Genomic DNA, 18,463 nt, shown 5'->3' on the forward strand with positions numbered 1-18,463 from the left:
CGTGGGGTCAGGCGATCGCGGCTTTGCAGGCGGTGACGAACTGCTCGGCCGCCTGGGCCGGGGTGGCACGGCCGTACTGGGCGTTCTCGGCGGCCTTCGTCAGCTCGGACTTGACCTTGCTGTGGCCCTTGATCGGCACCTGCGGCGAGGCGCCGAACTTCTGCGCCAGCTCGGACTCGACCTGGATGGACTGCTTCATGGCCGGGTCGGTGGTGGTCTCGCTGACCTTGGCCCGCAGGTCCATGTTGGACGGCAGGCCACGGTCGGTGCCGAGCAGCGCCACCGCCTCCGGGTCGTTGTTCAGAAAGTTGATCACGTCGACGGCGACGTCCTTGTGCTTGCTGCCCTTGAACACCGACCAGTACATCGAGGCCCGCGCCCACTGGGCGCTCGGGTCACCCGGGTACGCGATCACGCCCAGCTCGTCCTTGGTGTTCTTCTTCAGGTCCGGCATCTGGTTGGCCCAGACCCAGGAGGTGGCCGCCTTGCCGGTGACCACTAGTTGCTTGGTGATGTCGGTGGCGTTGCCCTCGTGGATGACGTCCGGCGTCGGGGTGGCGCCCCGGTCCCGCGCGCCCTTCCACAGCTCGAACCACCTCGTCACGTCCTCGACGGTGAAGCCGAGCTCCTTGCCCTTGTACAGGTCCTTGCCCTGCTGACGCAGCCACACCCAGAGCGCCTTGTAGTCGGCGCTCGGGTCCTGGGTGCCGGGCACCTTCGTCTTCTTCGCCACCTGCTCGGCCCAGGCGATGTGCTCCTCCCAGGTCATCCCGGTGGTCGGCTCGGGCAGCCCGTTCTTGGTCAGCAGCGTCTTGTTGTAGACCAGGCCCTGGGTGTTCTCCCCGGCGGCCACCCCGGCGAGCTTGCCGTCGACCACGCCGTACTCCAGCAGGCTCTTGGGGAACTTCGACACGTCGAGCTTGCCGGAGTCGCGGTAGCTGCCCAGGTCGAGCGTGGTGCTGCGGCCGGCGTACTCGGCCAGGTAGTTGTCGTCGATCTGGAACAGGTCGGGCGGGTTGCCGCCGGCGGTCAGCGTGGCGAGCTTGTCGAAGTAGCCCTGGTTGGCCTGCCAGGTCTTCTCGAACGTCACGTCCGGGTGCTTCTTGGTGTAGAGGGCCAGGGCGTCCTCGGTGAGCTTGGCCCGGGCCTCGCCGCCCCACCAGAAGACGGAGAGTTTGACCGGGCCGCCGTCGCCGCCGGCGGAGTCGTCGCCGCAGCCGGCCGCGCCCAGGGCGAGGGGCACGGCGAGCGCGACGGCGGCCAGGCCGCGCACGAGTCGGCGTCGGGTCAGAGGGGTACGGTGATCCCGCCCGGCGGGTACGCCGGCGGTGGGGGACGTTGCGGGGTGCATCTGCGCTCACTCCTCGGCTTTGGGAGGCGACGACGTCACCGGCGGCCGTCCACGGGCCGCCCGGGTCCGCAGTGCTGTGCGGGCCCGGGCCACCTGCTCAGGCTCCGGTGCCGTCCCGGCCGGGCGCGGGGACGGGCCCGGTCGAGTCGCGGACGACCAGTTCGGTCTGGAGCATTACCTGTGCGGTGGTGCGACGGTCGCCGGCCGCCGGGCCCCGGCCCCGGGCGCCGCGTGGCGCGTCGGAGTCGAGTTGCAGCAGCATGTCGACGGCCGTCCGGCCGGCGGCCGCGGTCGGCGTGGCCACCGTCGTCAACTTGGGGCGGGTGAGCCGGCTCAGCGCGATGTCGTCGACGCCGACGACACTGACGTCGTGCGGCACCCGCGCCCCGATCGCGTCCAGCCCTTCGATCAGGCCGATCGCCATCAGGTCGTTGTAGGCGAGCACGGCGGTGACGCCGCTGCGGCGTACCTGTTCGGCCAGGGCGCCGCCGCCGGTCTCGGTGGGCTGGTTGGGTCCGAGAATGGTCAGCTCCGCTCCCCCGCCCCGGGCGGCGGCGGTCGCGGCGCGGCGCATCTCCCGGGCGGTCCAGGAGCCGCGCGGCCCGCCGAGCAGCGCGATCCGGCGGTGGCCGAGCCCGAGCAGGTGCTCGATCGCGGCCCGGGCGCCCTGCCCGACGTCCATCATCACGCAGGGCAGGCCGGCGACCTGGCGGTTTATCACCACCACCGGGACCTCGCGGCTGACCTGCTCGATCAGGCTGTTGCTCATCCGGGGGCTGCACAGCAGCACGCCGTCGACCTGCTTGGCCAGGGCGTGGACCAGGTCCTCCTCGGCGACCGGGTCCTCGTTGGTGTCGGCCACGAAGACGTGGTAGTCGCGGTGCCGGGCCTGCCCCTCCGCCGCCTTGATCAGCGGCGGGAAGAACGGGTTGGCGATGTCGGCCACGATCAGGCCGATGTTGTGCGTACGGCCGGTGATGAGGGCCCGGGCGGCCCGGTTGGGCCGGTAGCCGAGGTCCTCCGCGCAGGCCAGCACCCGGACCCGGGTCTCCGGGTTGACCAGGTGCGGGGCCGAGAACGTCCGGGACACGGTGGAGATGTGCACACCGGAGGCGCGGGCGACGTCCCGGATGGTGGCTGGCACGGCGGGCTCCCTCGTCCGATGTGGTGGGCGTCACGGGTGCCGCCCATTAATGCAAACGGTTGCGCCCGTGTCAACGGTCCATTGTTGCGGCTCGATTTCGCCGGCGTTCCCATCGCACGCATGAATGCTGATCAATGCGGATGGATAGGGCGGCTTGGCCGGCAACCGTTGACGACGTATCCATCGTCGTGGTTTCTTCGGCTGCAAACCTTTGCAGCCGACTGCCGGGGAGGCCGACGTCATGTCACCACCGGCCCGGGAACGGGTCCGCCACGCCCTGGTGGGTGCCGGAGCGCGCGCCGAGATGTTCGTCCGCGCCCTCGCGCTCGACCACGCCGACACCGCCGAGCTGGTCGCGCTCGCCGACGTCAACCAGACGAGGATGGACGCGCACAACCGCTGGCTGGCCGAGCTGGGCCACCCGCCGGTGCCCACGTACGCCGCCGCCGACTTCACCGCCATGCTCGCGAAGGAACGCGTCGACGTGGCGCTGGTGACCAGCGTGGACGCCACCCACGACGAGTACGTGACGGCGGCGCTACGGGCCGGTTGCGACGTGGTCGTGGAGAAGCCCATGACCGTCGACGCGGACCGGTGCCGCCGCATCCTCGACGCGGTCGCCGAGACCGGCCGGCGCGTCACAGTCGCGTTCAACTACCGCTACAACCCGCTGCACGAGCAGGTCCGGCGGCTGCTCGCCGACGGCGCGGTGGGCGAGATCGGATCGGTGCACTTCGAGTGGCTGCTCGACGTGCGCCACGGCGCCGACTACTTCCGCCGCTGGCACCGCGACAAGTCCGTCTCCGGCGGGCTGCTCGTGCACAAGTCCGGCCACCACTTCGACCTGGTCAACTGGTGGCTCGACGCCCGCCCGGTCGAGGTGCACGCGTACGGCAGGTTGTTCTTCTACGGCGCCCACGGCCGCCGGCACGGCTATGCCCGCGACTACGACCGGGCACACGGCTCCCCCGCCGCCGACGGCGACCCGTTCGCGCTGCGCCTCGCCGACCACCCGCGGCTGCGCGAGCTGTACCTCGACGCCGAGGCCGAGGACGGCTACCACCGCGACCGCAACGTCTTCGCCCCCGGCGTGACCATCGAGGACGACCTCGCCCTGCTGGCCCGCTACGACACCGGCGCGACGATGACCTACCACCTGACCGCGTACGCCCCCTGGGAGGGCTACCGGGTGATGGTCAACGGCAGCCGGGGCCGCCTCGAACTGGAGGTGACCGAGAGCGACCACGTCAGCCCGGCCGTCGCCGGCGCCCTGAAGGGCGCGGCCCTGCACGGCGACGAGGCGGCGGTGGAGCGGGGCGCGGCCCGGCTCACGCTGCGCCCGTTCTGGGCGCCGCCGCAGGAGATCCCGGTCGAGGGCTGGACCCGGCGCGGGCACGGCGGCGCGGACACCCGGATGACCCGGGTGCTGCTCGGCGGCGAACCCGACCCGCTCGGCCGGGCCGCCACCGCCCGCGACGGCGCACTGGCGCTGCTCACCGGCCTGGCCGCCAACCGCTCGCTGGAGACCGGCGTGCCCGTCCGGGTCGCCGACCTGCTCACCCTGCCCTGACCGAGGAGCCCGCCCCCGTGCCGATCATCTCCCCCAGCGATCTGCTGCTGCCCGCCGAGCCCGGCCTGCGCGCCCTGGCGCGCGAGCTGTACGCGCTCGCCGCCCAGCAGCCGATCATCTCCCCGCACGGGCACGTCGACCCCGGGCTGCTGGCCGAGGACCAGCCGTTCCCCGACCCGGCCCGGCTGCTGATCGTGCCCGACCACTACCTGACCAGGATGCTGCTCAGCCAGGGCGTACCCCCGGCCGACCTGGGCGTGCCGAGCGTCGACGGCAGCCCGGTGGAGACCGACGGGCGGACCGTCTGGCGGCGCTTCGCCGCGCACTGGCACCTGTTCCGCGGCACCCCGTCACGGCTGTGGCTGGAGCAGACGTTCCGGAACGTGTTCGGCGTCGACACGCCGCTGGGCCCGGCCACCGCCGACGACGTCTACGACGCGCTCGCCGCCCGGCTGGCCGAACCGGGGTTCCGGCCCCGGGCGCTGTTCGAACGCTTCGGCATCGAGGTGCTCGCCACCACCGAGTCGCCGCTGGACGACCTGGGCCGGCACGCCAAGCTCGCCGCCGACGGCTGGGGCGGGCCGGGCGGGCGGGTGGTCACCACGTTCCGCCCCGACGACGTGGTGGACATGGAGTTCGGCAACTGGGCGGCAAACGTGGACCGGCTCGCCGAGGTCTCCGGCGAGGACACCGGCACGTACGCCGGATACCTGGCCGCGCTGCGGGCCCGGCGGGAGGCGTTCGCCGCCGCCGGCGCCACCTCGTCCGACCACGGGCACCCCACCGCCCGTACCCTCGATCTCAGTCCGGCGCAGGCCGCCGCGCTCTACGACAGGGGCCGGCGCGGCCTGGCCGACACGCGCGACGCCGAGGCGTTCCGGGCGCACATGCTGCTGGAGTTCGCCCGGATGTCGCTCGACGACGGCCTGGTCATGCAGCTGCACCCCGGCGCGGTCCGCAACCACAACCGGTGGCTGCACGCCCGGCACGGCCGCGACGTCGGCGGGGACGTGCCGCAGGCCACCGAGTACGTGCACGCCCTCGCCCCGCTGCTGGACGCGCACGGCAACGACCGCCGGCTCACGGTGGTGCTCTACACGCTCGACGAGGACACGTTCACCAGGGAACTCGCGCCGCTCGCGGGCGGGTACGCGGCGTTGCGCCTCGGCGCGCCCTGGTGGTTCCTGGACTCCCCCGAGGTGCTGCGCCGGTTCCGGGAGGCGGTCACCGAGACGGCCGGCTTCTACAACACCGCCGGGTTCGTCGACGACACCCGCGCGTTCTGCTCCATCCCGGTACGCCACGACGTGGCCCGCCGGGTCGACGCCGGATTCCTGGCCCGCCTCGTCGCCGAGCACCGCCTGACCGGGGACGAGGCCGCCGAGACCATCGTCGACCTGGCGTACCGGCTGCCCAAGCAGGTCTTCAAGTTCGGAGGTGGACCCGCATGACCACAATCGTCGACGTCGAGGTGCACGACGTGCGCTTCCCCACCGCCGCCAGCGGCGACGGCTCGGACGCGATAAACCGGGGCGACTACTCGGCCACGTACGTGGAGCTGACCACCGACGGCGGCCCGACCGGCACCGGGTTCACGTTCACCAACGGGCGGGGCAACGAGATCACCTGCGCGGCGGTCCGCGCGCTCGCCCACCACGTGCGGGGACGCACCGTCGCCGAGATCGCCGCCGAACCGGTCGCGTTCTGGCGCTCCCTGGCCGCCGACGTGCAACTGCGCTGGCTCGGCCCGGAGAAGGGCGTCATCCACATGGCCACCGGCGCGCTCGTCAACGCGGTCTGGGACCTGCGCGCCAAGCTGGCCGGCAAGCCGATGTGGCGGTTCCTCGCCGAGATGCCCACCGACGAGCTGGTGGCGACAGTCGACTTCCACCACATCACCGACGCGCTCACCCCCGACGAGGCGGCGGCCATCCTCGACAAGGGACGCGACGGCCTGGCCGACCGGCTCGCCGGGCTGGAACGCGACGGGTTCCCCTCGTACACCACCTCGGTCGGCTGGCTCGGCTACCCGGACGAGCGGGTGCGCGCGCTGACCCGCGACGCGTACGCCGCGGGGTGGCGCGCGATGAAGATGAAGGTCGGCGGGCGGATCGAGGACGACCTGCGGCGGGCCCGGATCATCCGGTCCGAGATCGGCCCGGACGCGCTGCTGATGATGGACGCCAACCAGGTGTGGGACGTGGACGAGGCGATCGCCGCGATGGGCGTGCTCGCCACTGTCGACCCGTACTGGATCGAGGAGCCCACGCACGCCGACGACGTGCTCGGGCACGCCCGGATCGCCCGCGCGGTCACCGAGCTGACCGGCGGACGCTGCCGGGTCGCCACCGGCGAGGTCGCCGCCAACAAGGTGATCTTCAAGCAGCTGCTCCAGGCCGAGGCGATCGGCGTGATGCAGGTCGACGCCTGCCGCGTCGGCGGCGTGGACGAGGTGCTCGCCGAACTGCTGCTGGCGGCGAAGTTCGGCGTGCCGGTCTGCCCGCACGCGGGCGGTGTGGGCCTGTGCGAGTACGTGCAGCACCTCGCGATCTTCGACCACCTGCGGGTCGGCACGAGCCTGGACGGCCGCATGGTCGAGTACGTCGACCACCTGCACGAGCACTTCACCGACCCGGTCCGCACCCGGGGCGGCCGCTACCTGCTGCCCACCGAGCCCGGCTACAGCTCCACCATGCGCCAGGAGTCGATCGCGCGGTTCCGCTTCCTGGACGGCCCGGCATGGCGCTGACCCCCGGCCGGCTCGGCCTGGCCACGCTGCGCCACCTGCCGCCGGAGTCCCGGCCGCTGCTGCGCCCCGGCACCGTGCCCGCCGGCATCGTCCACCTCGGCGTCGGCGCCTTCCACCGCGCCCACCAGGCCGTGCACACCGAGGCGGCGGTCGGCGCGGCCGGCGGCGACTGGGGCATCGTCGGCGTCGCCCCGCGCAGCACCGACGTGGTCGACGCCCTCGCCGCGCAGGACTGCCTGTTCAGCGTCACCACGCTCGCCCCCGACGCCGCGGCGACCCGGGTGGTCGGCGCTCTCGCCGGGGTACGCCACGCCGCGAGCGACCCGGACGCGGTGTCCGGCCTGCTCGCCGACCCGGCGATCCGGGTGGTCACGCTGACGGTGACCGAGAAGGCGTACCGGCTCGACCCGGTGACCGCCGCGCTCACAGTGGACGCGGACCTGACCGCCGACCTCACCACCGGCCGTCCCCCGCGTACCGTGCCGGGTCTGCTGGTGCGCGGGCTGCTCGCCCGCGCCGCCGCCGACGCCGGGCCGATCGCGCTGGTGAGCTGCGACAACCTGCCCGCCAACGGGCGCCGGCTGCGCGGCCTGGTGGAGCAGTGCCTCGCGCTGGCCCGGGTGCCGGACGCGAGCGCCGAGCGGGTCCTGGCGGCAGTGACCTGCCCCGGCACCATGGTCGACCGGATCGTGCCGGCCAGCACCGACGAGACCCGGGACACCGCCCGGCGGGCGCTGGGCGTGACCGACCTGGCGGCGGTCGCCGCCGAACCGTGGTCGCAGTGGGTGATCGAGGACGACTTCCCCGGCGGGCGTCCGGCCTGGGAGCGGTCCGGCGCGATCCTCACCGACGACGCCGGCCCGTGGGAGCGGCTGAAACTGCGGGCGCTGAACGGCGTGCACTCGGCCATCGCGTACCTGGGCGCGCTGGCCGGCGCGGAGACGGTGGCCGAGGCGCTGGCGCTGCCGCACCTGGAGGCGGTGCTGCGGCGGCTGCTCGCCGAGGAGATCACGCCGAGCTTCACCCCGCCGCCCGGCGCCGACGTGACCGACTACGGCGAGCAGGTGCTCGCCCGCTTCGCCAACCCCGCGATCCGGCACCGGACGACGCAGGTCGCCATGGACGGCTCGCAGAAGCTGCCGCAGCGGGTGCTGCACACAGTCGCCGACCTGCGGGCGGCCGGCCGGTCGGCGCGGTGGAGCGCGCTCGTGGTGGCCGCCTGGCTGCGGTTCCTGCTCGGGTACGCCGACGACGGCCGGCCGCTGCCGCTGGACGACCCGCTCGCCGACCGGCTGCGTGCCGCGCTGGCCGCCGGAGCGCACACTCCGGCCGGGGTGGTCGACGCGGTCTTCGCGCTGCGCGAGGTGTTCCCGGCCGACCTGGCCGACGACGACGAGTTCCGTGCCGAGGTGACCGGCTGGCTCACCGCCCTGGAACGTCACGGCGTCCGGGCCACCCTGGCGGACGCCCGGTGACCGGCGGCATGCCGGGTGGGCGGCGACCCGCCGAGGGCACCCGGTGAACGGCGGCGGGCCGCCGCGCGTGGCACTGGTCGGGGCGAACGGGCACGGCCGCTGGCACCGCCGGACCATCGGGGAGCTGCACGCCGCCGGGCGGGCGCGGCTGGTCGCACTCGTCGACGTGCGCCCGCTGGAGGCCGAACCGGACGCGCCGGTCCCGCCGGAGACCGGCGTGTTCACCGACCACCGGGACATGCTCGCCGAATCCCACCCTGACGTGGTGGTGGTCTGCACGCCGCCACACACCCACCTGCCGATCGCGCTCGACGTGCTCGCCGCCGGGGCGGACCTGCTGCTGGAGAAGCCGCCGGTGCTCGACCTCGCCGGACACCGTGCGCTCCGCGCCGCCGCGGGTGCCGCCGGCCGGGCCGTGCAGGTCAACTTCCAGGCGCTCGGCTCGGCCGCGCTGACCGAACTGACCGGCGCGCTCGGGCGGCTCGGCCCGGTCACCGGCATCGCCACGCTCGCCGCCTGGCAGCGCCCGGACGCCTACTACGCCCGCTCCCCCTGGGCCGGACGGCGGTCGCTGGACGGCCGCCCGGCGCTGGACGGCGCGCTCGCCAACCCGCTCGCCCACGCGCTGATGCAGTGCCTCGCCGTCGCCGAATCGGTCACCGGCGCACCCGTCCGCAGGGCCCGGATCGAGGTGGAGCGCTACCGGGTCCGCCCGATCGAGGTGGACGACACCACCGTGCTGCGGCTGACCCCGCACGCCGGGCCGCCGGTGCTGGCCGCGCTCACCCTCGCCGCCGAGGAACACGTGGCCGGGGAGGTGCTGGTCACCGGCGAGCGCGGGCAAGCGGTGCTTGAGTACCCGACCGACCGGCTGCGGCTACCCGGCGACGACACGCTCCGCCCGGTGCCCGGCCGCCGGGGGCTGCTGGCGAACCTGCTCGACCACCGCGCGGACGGCACGCCGCTGATCGCGCCGCTGGCGCGTACCGAGCCGTTCACCGCGGTGCTGGACGCGCTGCGTGACGCGCCGCAACCGGCGCCGCTCGGCGGGGACCTGGTGCGCGAGGCGGGCGACGGCCCGCAGCGGGTGCTGATGGTGCGGGGTATCGGCGCGGTGCTGCGGGCGGCGGCGGAGACCGGCGCGCTGCCGTCCGAGGCGGGCGTGCCGTGGGCGGTCAAGCCGTACGTGGTGGACCTGCCGGTGCAGTGAATGTCCCTCGACAGATCGGACCGAGTCATGCATACCCGAACCGCAGTCGTCGCGGCGCTGACCGCCGCGCTCGTCCTCACCACCGCCGGCCCCGCGCCGGCCGCGCCCGGTGAGCCGTCCCGGGCTGCCGAGCTGATCGGCCGCCAGGCCCTCGCCGCGAACGACGGCTGGGCCGCCGCCGGCACCGGCACGACCGGCGGGTCGGCCGCCGCGCCGGACCGGGTACGCGTCGTGCGTACCCGCGCCGAGTTGGTCGCCGCGCTCGGCGGCGACAACGCCACGAACGCCGCCGACGCCACCGGAAAGATCGTGTACGTGGCCGGAACCGTCGACGGTTTCGAAGGACCGGACGGCACGCCGCTGGACTGCGCCGACCTGGCCGACCCGGAGTACTCGCTGCCCGCCTACCTGGCCGCGTACGACCCGGCGACCTGGGGCCGGGCGAACCCGAGCGGGCCGCTGGAGGCCGCCCGGGTGCGGTCGGTGGCCGCGCAGACCCGGCAGACCCAGATCAACGTCGGGCCGAACACCACTATCGTCGGGCTGCGCGGCGCCCGGCTCACCGGTCTGACGCTGATGATCGACCGCGCGGACAACGTGATCGTGCGCAACATCGAGTTCGCCGACGCCCGGGACTGCTTCCCGGCCTGGTCCCCCACCGACGGCGACACCGGCAACTGGAACTCCCAGTACGACCAGATCTCGGTGCGGCGCAGCGAGCACGTCTGGATCGACCACAACACCTTCACTGACGGCGACAACCCGGACAGCGCCCAGCCCGTCCACTTCGGCCGCCCCTACCAGGTGCACGACGGCTCGGTGGACGTCACGCACACGGCCAGCCTGGTCACCGTGTCCTGGAACCGGTTCACCGGCCGGGACAAGGTGATGCTGATCGGCTCGTCGAACACCGTCGGCCCGGACGTGGGCCGGCTCAACGTCACGGTGCGGCACAACCTGTTCGACGGCACGCTGCAACGGCTGCCCCGGGTACGGTTCGGCCAGGTCGACGTGCACAACAACCACTACCGGCTCGGCGGCCCCGGCTTCGCGTACGCCCTCGGCGTCGGCGTGCGGTCCGCGCTGTACGCGGAGAACAACTTCTTCACCCTCACCGGCGACACCACTCCGGCCGACCTGCTCTACGACTGGGGCGGTACCGCGCTGACCGAGCGGGGCACCTGGGTCCGGCAGGGTGACCGCCCGGCCCGGCCGGTGGACCTGCTCGCCGCGTACAACGCCGCCCACGATCCGGACCTCGGCGGCGACGCCGGGTGGACGCCCACGCTGCGCGCCGCCCGGCCGCTGCCGGCCCCGCTGGTCCCGCTCGTCGTCGACGTCTGGGCGGGCGCCGGGAGACTGCCGCTCTGACCTGCGCCCGAGCGCACCGATCGTCGTGGGCCGGCGTCCCCTCGGGGGTCGCCGGCCCACTGTCGTCGCCGCCTTCGCCGGGCCGCCGGCTGACACGCCGCCCTCGATGCGCGATGATCACCTTGACGGACACCGCCGCCGGGGGAATGAACCGGCGGCCACCGGGGACAACAGGGTGAGAATCAGGCGGTGACAGCGCGAGTGGGCGCCCAGGCCCGGGGACGGGCACGGGACGGAGGGCCGGACGTGACGGGTGGGACATCCGGGGACGTCGGCCCGGTCCTCACCATCGACCTGCCGGCCGACCCGGCCCGGCTCGCGGCCATCCGGGAACGGCTGCGCGGCTGGCTGCACGCGCACGGCGTCAGCGACTGGGATGTCGACACCGTGCTCATCGCCACCGGCGAGGCGTGCGCCAACGCCATCGAGCACGGCTACCGCTTCGCCGCCGAGGGCATCACCACGCTGCGGGCCGAGCTGCGCGGCGACCGGCTGGAGATCGAGGTACGCGACCGGGGCGGCTGGCGCCCGGCCGACGGCGACGAGACCGGCGACCGGGGCCGTGGTCGGCTGATCATGGCGCGGGTGATGGACGAGGCCACCATCGTCGGCACGCCGGAGGGCACCTGCGTACGCCTGGTCAAGCGCCTCACCGGCGACGTGAGCGGCCAGGCGGTCACCGGATCTAGCGAAGATCAGCTATAAGGGACGCATGGAGTTCCCCGCGTACCTCGCCACCATGCCGATGCACGCGATCACCGAGATCCACGGTGAGCCCGGCCTGCTGGCCCGGTTCCGGCTGGAGATCGAGGCGTTCGACGAGGCCGCCCGCGACCGGCTGACCGAGGCGCTCGACCTGGCCGCCGAGCTGCACCGCGACGACCGGCGGGTACGCGAGCCGTACCTCAACCACCTGCTGCGGGTGGCGATCCGGCTGATGCACCACTACCAGGTGCGGGACGTGGACGTGATCGTCGCCGGGCTGCTGCACGACGCGGTCGAGGACCACCCCGCCGAACTGGCCGGGCTCGATCCCGATCCGGGGGCGGACGCGACAGCCGCCGCGCTCGCCGCTCTGTCGGACCGGTTCGGCGCGCGGGTCGCCCGGCTGGTCGCGGCGGTCACCAACCCGGCGTACGACCCGGGACGGGACCGCGACGAGCAGTACCGGGAACACGTCGCGGCGAGCCTCGAACGGGAACCCTGGGCCCGGGTGATCAAGGTGTCCGACTTCACCGACAACGGGGTGGGCGTGATCCACACGGTCGGCCCGAAGGTGGCCCGCGCCGCCACCAAGTACCGCCCCCTGGTGCCGGTCTTCCGCGACCTGGTCGCCCGCCCGGACACGCCGCTGTCGGCGCCGGTCAAGCAGCACATCCTGGCCCAGCTCGACCTGGCCGAGGAGCGCTTCAGCGCCATCCTCGACCACCCCACCTGACCCACCCACCCCCTCCCCTCCCGCCCTGCCCCGCCCTCCCATGCCCGCCATGCCCGCCCGCCCTGCCCGCCGATCATGAAGTTGACCGCCCGGAGAGCGCTCCCCACCCCCGCCAACTTCATGATCGCCCCGCCCCGCCCTCGCCCCGCCCTCTCGCCCCCGCCCCCTCCCCCCTCGCCCCCGCCCCGGCGGTGATCAAGGAGTTTGTGTCGCTGCGGAAGCCTGATCAGGACACAAAATCCTTGATCACCGCCAAGGTCGCGAGCCGAGCCGAGCCGAGCCGAGGCGGAGGGTGGGTGGGGGTGAGGGTGGGGGTCAGTCGGTGGGGGGTGGGGCGCCTACGTGGCCGCCCAGCGCGGCGGTCACTCGGTCGCGCAGGGCGGGCAGACCGTCCGGGTGGTCGTGCAGCATCACCCGCAGCGTCGCGTGGCCGCTCGCGGCCGCCGCGCCCAGCACGTCGAGCAGCGTGCCGAGCTGGGCGGGCGGCTCGTCGGCCAGCAGGTCCGCCGCGTCGGTCACGACCAGCGTCAGCGGACCGGCGTCGAGGCGGTCGGCGAGCGCGTCGGCGAGGGCGTCCCAGTTGTGGCCGTACCAGCCGGGCAGCGCCAGCGCCCCGGCCAGCGTCTCGTGCAGCCCGGCCCGGGTGCGGGCCTGCGCGCCGGAGACCGGCACGCCGTGCGGCTCGGGTGCGGCGTCGCCGTACACGAGCCAGGCCGGTGCCTGCGGGGACGCCGCGTCCATGGTTTCGTCCTTTCCCGACGGCGCCGGCCGGGCGCAGAGTGCCCGGCCGGCGCCGAGGCCGCTCAGAGCCGGTAGAAGTTGGCGTAGTGGTCGGGTGAGAACCAGGTCGCCCCGGTGCTCTTGTTGACCACGATCCGGTACGCGTCCCGGGAGGCGTTGCAGGCGCGCGGGTAGACGTCGTACTCGTAGTAGGTGGCGCCGGAGGGAAGCTGTCCCTCGTAGTTGTAGAACCGGCCGCCGGCGAAGTTGCACTGGCCGCCGCTCCACGAGTACCAGCCGCGGCTGGTCGGGAAGCTCTTGGCCGACCAGCCGGACCGCGCGGTGCGGGCGTCGGCGCAGCGGGACTGCGTGCAGGAGCCGTACACGGCGGCCACGGCGGGCTCGGCGAGGCGGGTGGAGACCGTGGACGGTGCGACGAGCGCGGCGGCGGCCACGGCGGTGACCAGGGCGGACGCGGCGAGGGCGCGGCGTACGCGGGTGACGGCGGCGCGGAACGGGGTCAAGGGATCCTCCTTGAACGAGACGGCTGTACATCGATCGACGTTGATGACCGATCGGCGCTCAGTCTGTCGGGGATCCTGCCCGCCGTACAGCCCCGATCCGGCGACGACGCCTCGAATCGACTGTGAACATACGATGGCGGGTGCGGACGGGCGACTCGCGCCGACCGTCCGCACCCGCCGGGTGGGTCAGCGCGGGAACGCCTGGAACTCGGCGATCCGCACGTTCTGCGCCTGCGGGCTGGCGGTGGCGCAGTCGGTCGCCGCCTGCGGGTCGTCGTCCTGCTCACCGGCGTAGTCCGGTGCGCCGGTGCACTGGTTGGTCAGCACCTCGACGCGCAGGTGCGTGGCAGTGGTACGCGGGATGTCGAACGACCGCATGATCAGCTCGGGCGCCCGGGGACGCGGCGCGACCGCCGGGAAGGCGTCCGGCGCGCTGGTGTGGACCGGGCGGAAGTCCGCCGCGTCGGCGCAGGTCACCGGCCCGGCCGCGGTGCACGCGAGGACCCGGAACTGCCGCACCGCGGAGTACCGGCTCTGGGTGCCGGCGTCGGCGTCACCGGCCACCGGCGGGCGCAACATGGCGCTGACCTGCACCCGGCGTACCTGCTGGACGCCACCGGCCAGGTCGACGGTGACCTGCCGGCCGGCGACCGGCGCACCGAGCGCGGCCCAGTTGGTGGCCTCGTCGTCGTCGGCGATCTGCGGCAGGTTGATGCCGTCACCGGTCACAGTCGCGCCCGCGGCGGCCGAGGCCAGGTTGGGTCGCAACGTCACCGGCAGCGTCCGGTTCTGGCCCGCCTTGACAGTCACCGGACCGATCCGGGTGTGGCCGTAGCCGGGTGCCCGCACCACGAACTCGTACGTGCCGGGCACCAGGTCCACCCGGTCGGTGAGCGGGGTGGCCGCGTCGGTGTCCGCCACCGGCACGGCCCGCGCCTGGTAGCGCCCGACGAACAGCTGCGCCCCGGCGACCGGCCCGCGCTCGCCGACCGGCAGGAACCGCAGCGCGGCCTCCCGCGCGTACGGCGAGGTGAAGCCCGGCGTGGGGTCGGCGTCGGTGTGCCCGACGCTGGCCGCGCCCTCCCCCAGGCCGCGCTTGGCGAACGCGTTCCACAGCAGGTCCTGGTTGGCCCCGCCGAAGCGGATCCGGTCGGCGGCGAGCATCGCGTCCCGGGCGTCGACCATGCTGACCTGGCTGACCGACATCAGCAGGAACGAGTCGAAGACCAGCTGGATCCAGCGCCGGTTACCCGGGCAGGTGGTCACGTCGCGGGCGCCGGTGGCGCACGCCTTCTGGACGGCCGGGGTGCCGCTGCCCCAGCGGCGCATCATGGCCGCGCGGATGTCGGTGTTCGTGGCGCTCCACACCTCGCCGGAGGCGTGCACCTGGAGGCCGGCGAGGTCGTAGTCGAGCGAGCTGTAGTTGAGCGGGCTGTCGCTCATGTTGTAGTTGCGGATGCCCGCGTTCGGGTCTCCGGTGGTGTACTCGCCGATGGTGAAGCCGCGCCGGCCGGGCGCGGCGTACCCGTGCTCGAACAGGTACTCCATGGCGAGCTGGTCGGACCAGCTCTCGCTCATGCCCTGCGGCGAGCTGACCCCGGCGCTCGGCCCGGCGATCATGCGGTTGGAGACCGCGTGGCCGTACTCGTGGGCGATCACCGACATGTCGAAGTCGCCGTCGACGCAGGGCGCGTAGAACGAGCCCGCGATCGGCTGCCACAGGTACATGTTGGTGGTGGGCGCGACGCCGTCCGGCGGGGTGATCTGGTTGGCGTTGTTACGGGCCGCGAACGTGGGCGGACCGCCGCTGACGCCGCCGGCCTGGGCGTTGCCCTGCTCGGGGTCGTTACCGAGCCCGCCGCGGCCGAGGTTGTCCTGCTGCATGTTCCAGGTCTCCTCGGTGAACCCGAGGTGATAGGTCCAGTCGTGCATCCGGTTGTGCATGGCGAACAGGTTCGCCCGCGCCGCGTCGATGTCGTTCGCCTGCGGCGAGGTGAACACCGCCGGGTTGCAGCGCTGCTCCTGCCACTGGTTCGTCCACGGGTAGTCGTACCGGCGGTCCGGGCGCGGCGTCGCGGGCTCGGTGCCGACGCTGAACGGGTCGTTGCTGTACCAGTTCTGCACCGCGATCGCGTTGTTGCCCTTGGTCGTGGTGGTGGACTGGCCGGTCGCCGGGTCCACGTCCCACGCCGGGTGCCCGGGCACGCCCACCACCTCGTCGCAGCCGCGCGCCGGCACGGCACACCACCGCTTGCGGGTGTCGACCGAGGACCTGTCGACACGCGGCGAGTTCGGGAAGACCTCCCACGAGGGGTGGTCGGCGTCGTGGTCGATCAGGTCCTCGCGGACCAGGACGGCGCCGTCGCGGGCGTCCACGTAGGTCGAGTAGGCCGCCGGGTCCGCGCCGGTGGTGTCCGCGCCGAGAACCACCTCCCACGCCGCGCGCGCCCCCCGGTCCGCGGTGGGCACCGCCACCAATGAGGTACGCACGACCCGCGCGTCGGCACGGCCGGCGTCGGCGATGGCGGCGGTGCGGGCCTGCTCGGCGCTGATCGTCGCCGGGGCCGGCGTACCGGCGTCGCGGGCGAGCGAGGAGCTGACGTGCCACACCGCTCCGTCGCGTACGCCGACCGACAGCATGCCGTCGACCGCGGCCGGCAGGTCGCCGAAGCGCTGCCGGAACAGCACCGTCGCGCCCTGCCCCATCGGCGCCACGGTGAGCAGCTCCAGCGCGGCGGCGCCCTCGGCGGTCAACCCCAGCACGTCCCGGTTCGCGGCGACGTACGCGCGCGCTGCGGCGGCCGGGTCGGCGGGCAGGCCGGTGGCCAGGGGCTTGCCGGTCGAGGTGAGCGTGGCCGGCGTACCGAAGTCGGTCCAGCGCACGCGCGCGCCGAGTGCGGCGGCGCGGTCCCGCTGCCGCTCGGTGGCGGCCACGCGGCCCTTGCGGTTGTCAGTGGCCTTGGTGTCGTGCCGGTCGCCCGGCAGGTGGTCGGGTGGCGCCTGGGTACGGGCCTGTTCCCGGGGTGCCGCCTGGCCGCCGCCTGCGGCGGTCAGGACCAGCCCGGCTGCCATCAGCAGCGCGGTGGTCCCCGTCAACGCACGGGATGGTGTGCGCACGGTCCCTCCTGTCATCGTCGAACGGCGATGTCCGTTCCGCCATCCGACCAGCCCGATCGACGCGCCGACACCACCCGAACATCCATAAGTGTTGCTGCGTCGATTTCTCGGCGGCGCCACTCGGCGGCTCCACCCACGCAGTTCCGAGACCGACGTCCCACTAGACGAGATACGAATAGATCTTGGCAGGAAACGGCCCCTATGAGGGCAGCCCCTATGAGGGCCCTTTCCTACCAAGATCTGCGCGGCGGCGGATCGCGGTCTGTTCGAGCCGTGGAGGCGTGCCGGCCTGGGTCACTCGTCCTCGAAGAGTGGCTGGAGCTGCGCGAGAAGCTGGGCCCTGCTGACGTTGCGGGGCAGGTCAACCTTCAGATCGATTCCTGGCCCTTTGACGGTCAGGGTCACCGAGGGCCGGGGATCACGCAGCCGCCAATTGCGGATTGCTGCGACCAGCTCACCGAGTTGAGGCTGCAAGGTGGCCAAAGTGGCGAGATTCGCCATGACGGCCACCGCGTCGACGGCGAGGGTTATCGCGGCGACATCGCGAACACCCTCATAAGGAAGATCAAGTTCCTCCATGACGTCCGCCGGCAAGAGCAGCTTGACGGTGCTCATTCCTCACCTCTCACCAGGGTGGCGACACGGTCCCGGACCGTCTGGTCGAGCGGATGCAGCGCGGTCGTCGCCACCTCTCCGCAGAAGTACCCCTGGACGTGGTGGATGCCCAGATTGTAGATCTGTTGAAGACCAACTGGCGCCTCGTCGTCGTAGCCCTCCACGATGACCGCACGTGCCTGTGGTGCGTGTCCTCGGTCAAGCGCATCTCGCGCCACCCGGGCTACCAACGCGAGTTCCTCCACAGCCAAGGGATGATGCAGGACAGCCCGGTCAACCTTGATCTGGGTCAACGGCAACTCAGCCATGCGCGCCAGCGATGCATAGCCGACGCCGAAGTCGTCGACCGCGAATTGAATCCGCAGCTCGCGAGCCAGGGCGGTAAGACGACTGTGAAAGTAGGCGAGCGGCTCCTGTGGCCATTGTTCGCCCGGGTTCGGCTGGATCGGGTCCTGTTCGGATATCTCCAGCGTCAAGGTTCGCGGGTGGAAGCCGGCCTCAGCGAGCGCCCTGCTCACATGGCTCAAATAGGAGTCGCTGAGCAAGGAACGGACCGCCACGTTTACCGAGAGCGGCTTCGTACCCTGCCAGGGCGCATCGGCATCAGCATCGGCGTAGGAGGTGATCGCCTTCTCCAGGAGTTGCGTATCGCGTTCGATGATGAACCGGTCGCCCCAGACATGCGCCATCTGCAGTGCCGTGAAGGGGGCACGCTTTTCCTTCTCGGTACGGCGAGCCAATGCCTCGTAGCTCTGAATGCTCACTCCGGTCGGACGCTGGGCGATTTCCACCACAGGCTGGAAGACCATGGTCATCGAGCCGATCAGCTTCTGATAGAGGCTGAAGGCGTACTGGTAGAGGGTGAGCGGCAGTCGCCCGAAGTTGGTGCGCAGGGCGGTCATCACTCGCATCTCGGCTTCAGTCGGGTTGTCCAGCGGATCCGACTCCCAGATCGTTCGCAAGATGATGGCCAGCGGCTCACCCATGTCCAGCATGGCCAGTGCGGGGTTCGCTATGCGGTTCCCCTCGTAGCGTGGAGGCCGGAGCTTGAGGGATAGAGGTTCATGGCTGAGACGAGACGTCAGTTCGATCCGGAGTTCCGGGCGGGCGCGGTGCGCATCGTGCGGGAGACGGGTAAGTCGATCGCTCAGGTGGCGCGTGACCTGGGGATCAACGACG

At 72.9% G+C, this 18,463-nt stretch carries 16 protein-coding genes; 9 read left to right on the top strand and 7 right to left on the bottom strand.

Translation table 11 applies throughout. The features are described from left to right. Positions 1-7 precede the first annotated feature (7 nt). On the bottom strand, positions 8-1,351 hold the full coding sequence (locus AB0C17_RS25915) for an extracellular solute-binding protein (protein WP_357383217.1): 1,344 nt from the start codon (positions 1,349-1,351) through the stop codon (positions 8-10). Between the two features lie 97 nt (positions 1,352-1,448). Beyond that, entirely contained in the window at positions 1,449-2,495 is a 1,047-nt protein-coding gene (locus AB0C17_RS25920; RefSeq protein ID WP_357383215.1) for a LacI family DNA-binding transcriptional regulator, read from the bottom strand. A 241-nt stretch (positions 2,496-2,736) separates the two neighbouring features. Between AB0C17_RS25920 and AB0C17_RS25925 the strand changes: the two genes are divergently transcribed. The 8 genes from AB0C17_RS25925 to AB0C17_RS25960 all read left to right on the top strand — a co-directional run bounded on the left by AB0C17_RS25925 (position 2,737) and on the right by AB0C17_RS25960 (position 12,308). Continuing rightward, a complete protein-coding gene (locus AB0C17_RS25925) occupies positions 2,737-4,065 on the top strand; it encodes a Gfo/Idh/MocA family oxidoreductase (protein ID WP_357480882.1) in 1,329 nt (442 codons plus the stop codon). 17 nt (positions 4,066-4,082) lie between these two features. Further along, on the top strand, positions 4,083-5,516 hold the full coding sequence (uxaC, locus tag AB0C17_RS25930) for a glucuronate isomerase (protein WP_357480886.1): 1,434 nt from the start codon (positions 4,083-4,085) through the stop codon (positions 5,514-5,516). Beyond that, positions 5,513-6,814: an enolase C-terminal domain-like protein gene (locus AB0C17_RS25935; protein ID WP_357480890.1), complete on the top strand. Its 1,302-nt coding sequence runs from the start codon at positions 5,513-5,515 to the stop codon at positions 6,812-6,814. The genes uxaC and AB0C17_RS25935 overlap by 4 nt, the downstream gene beginning before the upstream one ends. Continuing rightward, positions 6,805-8,289 carry a mannitol dehydrogenase family protein gene (locus AB0C17_RS25940; RefSeq protein ID WP_357383207.1) on the top strand — a complete coding sequence of 495 codons (1,485 nt, stop codon included), beginning with the start codon at positions 6,805-6,807 and terminating at the stop codon, positions 8,287-8,289. Before AB0C17_RS25935 ends, AB0C17_RS25940 begins: the two co-directional genes overlap by 10 nt. 67 nt (positions 8,290-8,356) lie before the next feature. Continuing rightward, positions 8,357-9,499 carry a Gfo/Idh/MocA family oxidoreductase gene (locus tag AB0C17_RS25945; RefSeq protein WP_357383205.1) on the top strand — a complete coding sequence of 381 codons (1,143 nt, stop codon included), beginning with the start codon at positions 8,357-8,359 and terminating at the stop codon, positions 9,497-9,499. 27 nt (positions 9,500-9,526) lie between these two features. Further along, a complete protein-coding gene (locus tag AB0C17_RS25950; RefSeq protein ID WP_357480893.1) occupies positions 9,527-10,870 on the top strand; it encodes a pectate lyase in 1,344 nt (447 codons plus the stop codon). 246 nt (positions 10,871-11,116) lie between these two features. Further along, the gene (locus AB0C17_RS25955; RefSeq protein WP_357383201.1) at positions 11,117-11,575 is read left to right on the top strand and encodes an ATP-binding protein; all 459 of its coding nucleotides are present in this window, start codon (positions 11,117-11,119) and stop codon (positions 11,573-11,575) included. Between the two features lie 7 nt (positions 11,576-11,582). Further along, on the top strand, positions 11,583-12,308 hold the full coding sequence (locus AB0C17_RS25960; protein WP_357473832.1) for an HD domain-containing protein: 726 nt from the start codon (positions 11,583-11,585) through the stop codon (positions 12,306-12,308). 315 nt (positions 12,309-12,623) lie between these two features. Here AB0C17_RS25960 and AB0C17_RS25965 read toward each other — a convergent pair whose 3' ends face one another. From AB0C17_RS25965 to AB0C17_RS25985, 5 genes are all read right to left on the bottom strand, one after another. Continuing rightward, entirely contained in the window at positions 12,624-13,049 is a 426-nt protein-coding gene (locus AB0C17_RS25965) for a barstar family protein (RefSeq protein WP_357480896.1), read from the bottom strand. Positions 13,050-13,111: 62 nt separating this feature from the next. Beyond that, positions 13,112-13,552 carry a ribonuclease domain-containing protein gene (locus AB0C17_RS25970; RefSeq protein ID WP_357383194.1) on the bottom strand — a complete coding sequence of 147 codons (441 nt, stop codon included), beginning with the start codon at positions 13,550-13,552 and terminating at the stop codon, positions 13,112-13,114. Between the two features lie 186 nt (positions 13,553-13,738). Continuing rightward, positions 13,739-16,648, bottom strand: coding sequence for a M36 family metallopeptidase (locus AB0C17_RS25975; protein WP_357480899.1), 2,910 nt, complete (start codon positions 16,646-16,648; stop codon positions 13,739-13,741). Between the two features lie 315 nt (positions 16,649-16,963). Next, complete coding sequence (locus AB0C17_RS25980) at positions 16,964-17,284, bottom strand: hypothetical protein (RefSeq protein ID WP_357480902.1); 321 nt, start codon at positions 17,282-17,284, stop codon at positions 16,964-16,966. Beyond that, positions 17,281-18,270: an EAL domain-containing protein gene (locus tag AB0C17_RS25985; protein ID WP_357480905.1), complete on the bottom strand. Its 990-nt coding sequence runs from the start codon at positions 18,268-18,270 to the stop codon at positions 17,281-17,283. The genes AB0C17_RS25980 and AB0C17_RS25985 overlap by 4 nt, the downstream gene beginning before the upstream one ends. A gap of 78 nt (positions 18,271-18,348) precedes the next feature. Between AB0C17_RS25985 and AB0C17_RS25990 the strand changes: the two genes are divergently transcribed. Next, the coding region (locus AB0C17_RS25990; RefSeq protein WP_357480911.1) for a transposase at positions 18,349-18,463 on the top strand (115 nt) is incomplete at its 3' end.

Origin of the sequence: Micromonospora sp. NPDC048887, from assembly GCF_040649715.1 — a bacterium.
Lineage (GTDB): Bacteria > Actinomycetota > Actinomycetes > Mycobacteriales > Micromonosporaceae > Micromonospora.

What these genes read in the sequence shown, in the direction of transcription:
- AB0C17_RS25915 (WP_357383217.1), bottom strand. Translation starts at nt 1,351, where the DNA reads ATGCACCCCGCAACGTCCCCCACCGCCGGCGTACCCGCCGGGCGGGAT.
- AB0C17_RS25965 (WP_357480896.1), bottom strand. Translation starts at nt 13,049, where the DNA reads ATGGACGCGGCGTCCCCGCAGGCACCGGCCTGGCTCGTGTACGGCGAC.
- AB0C17_RS25935 (WP_357480890.1), top strand. Translation starts at nt 5,513, where the DNA reads ATGACCACAATCGTCGACGTCGAGGTGCACGACGTGCGCTTCCCCACC.
- AB0C17_RS25960 (WP_357473832.1), top strand. Translation starts at nt 11,583, where the DNA reads ATGGAGTTCCCCGCGTACCTCGCCACCATGCCGATGCACGCGATCACC.
- AB0C17_RS25980 (WP_357480902.1), bottom strand. Translation starts at nt 17,284, where the DNA reads ATGAGCACCGTCAAGCTGCTCTTGCCGGCGGACGTCATGGAGGAACTT.
- AB0C17_RS25950 (WP_357480893.1), top strand. Translation starts at nt 9,527, where the DNA reads ATGCATACCCGAACCGCAGTCGTCGCGGCGCTGACCGCCGCGCTCGTC.
- AB0C17_RS25985 (WP_357480905.1), bottom strand. Translation starts at nt 18,270, where the DNA reads ATGGGTGAGCCGCTGGCCATCATCTTGCGAACGATCTGGGAGTCGGAT.
- AB0C17_RS25940 (WP_357383207.1), top strand. Translation starts at nt 6,805, where the DNA reads ATGGCGCTGACCCCCGGCCGGCTCGGCCTGGCCACGCTGCGCCACCTG.
- AB0C17_RS25925 (WP_357480882.1), top strand. Translation starts at nt 2,737, where the DNA reads ATGTCACCACCGGCCCGGGAACGGGTCCGCCACGCCCTGGTGGGTGCC.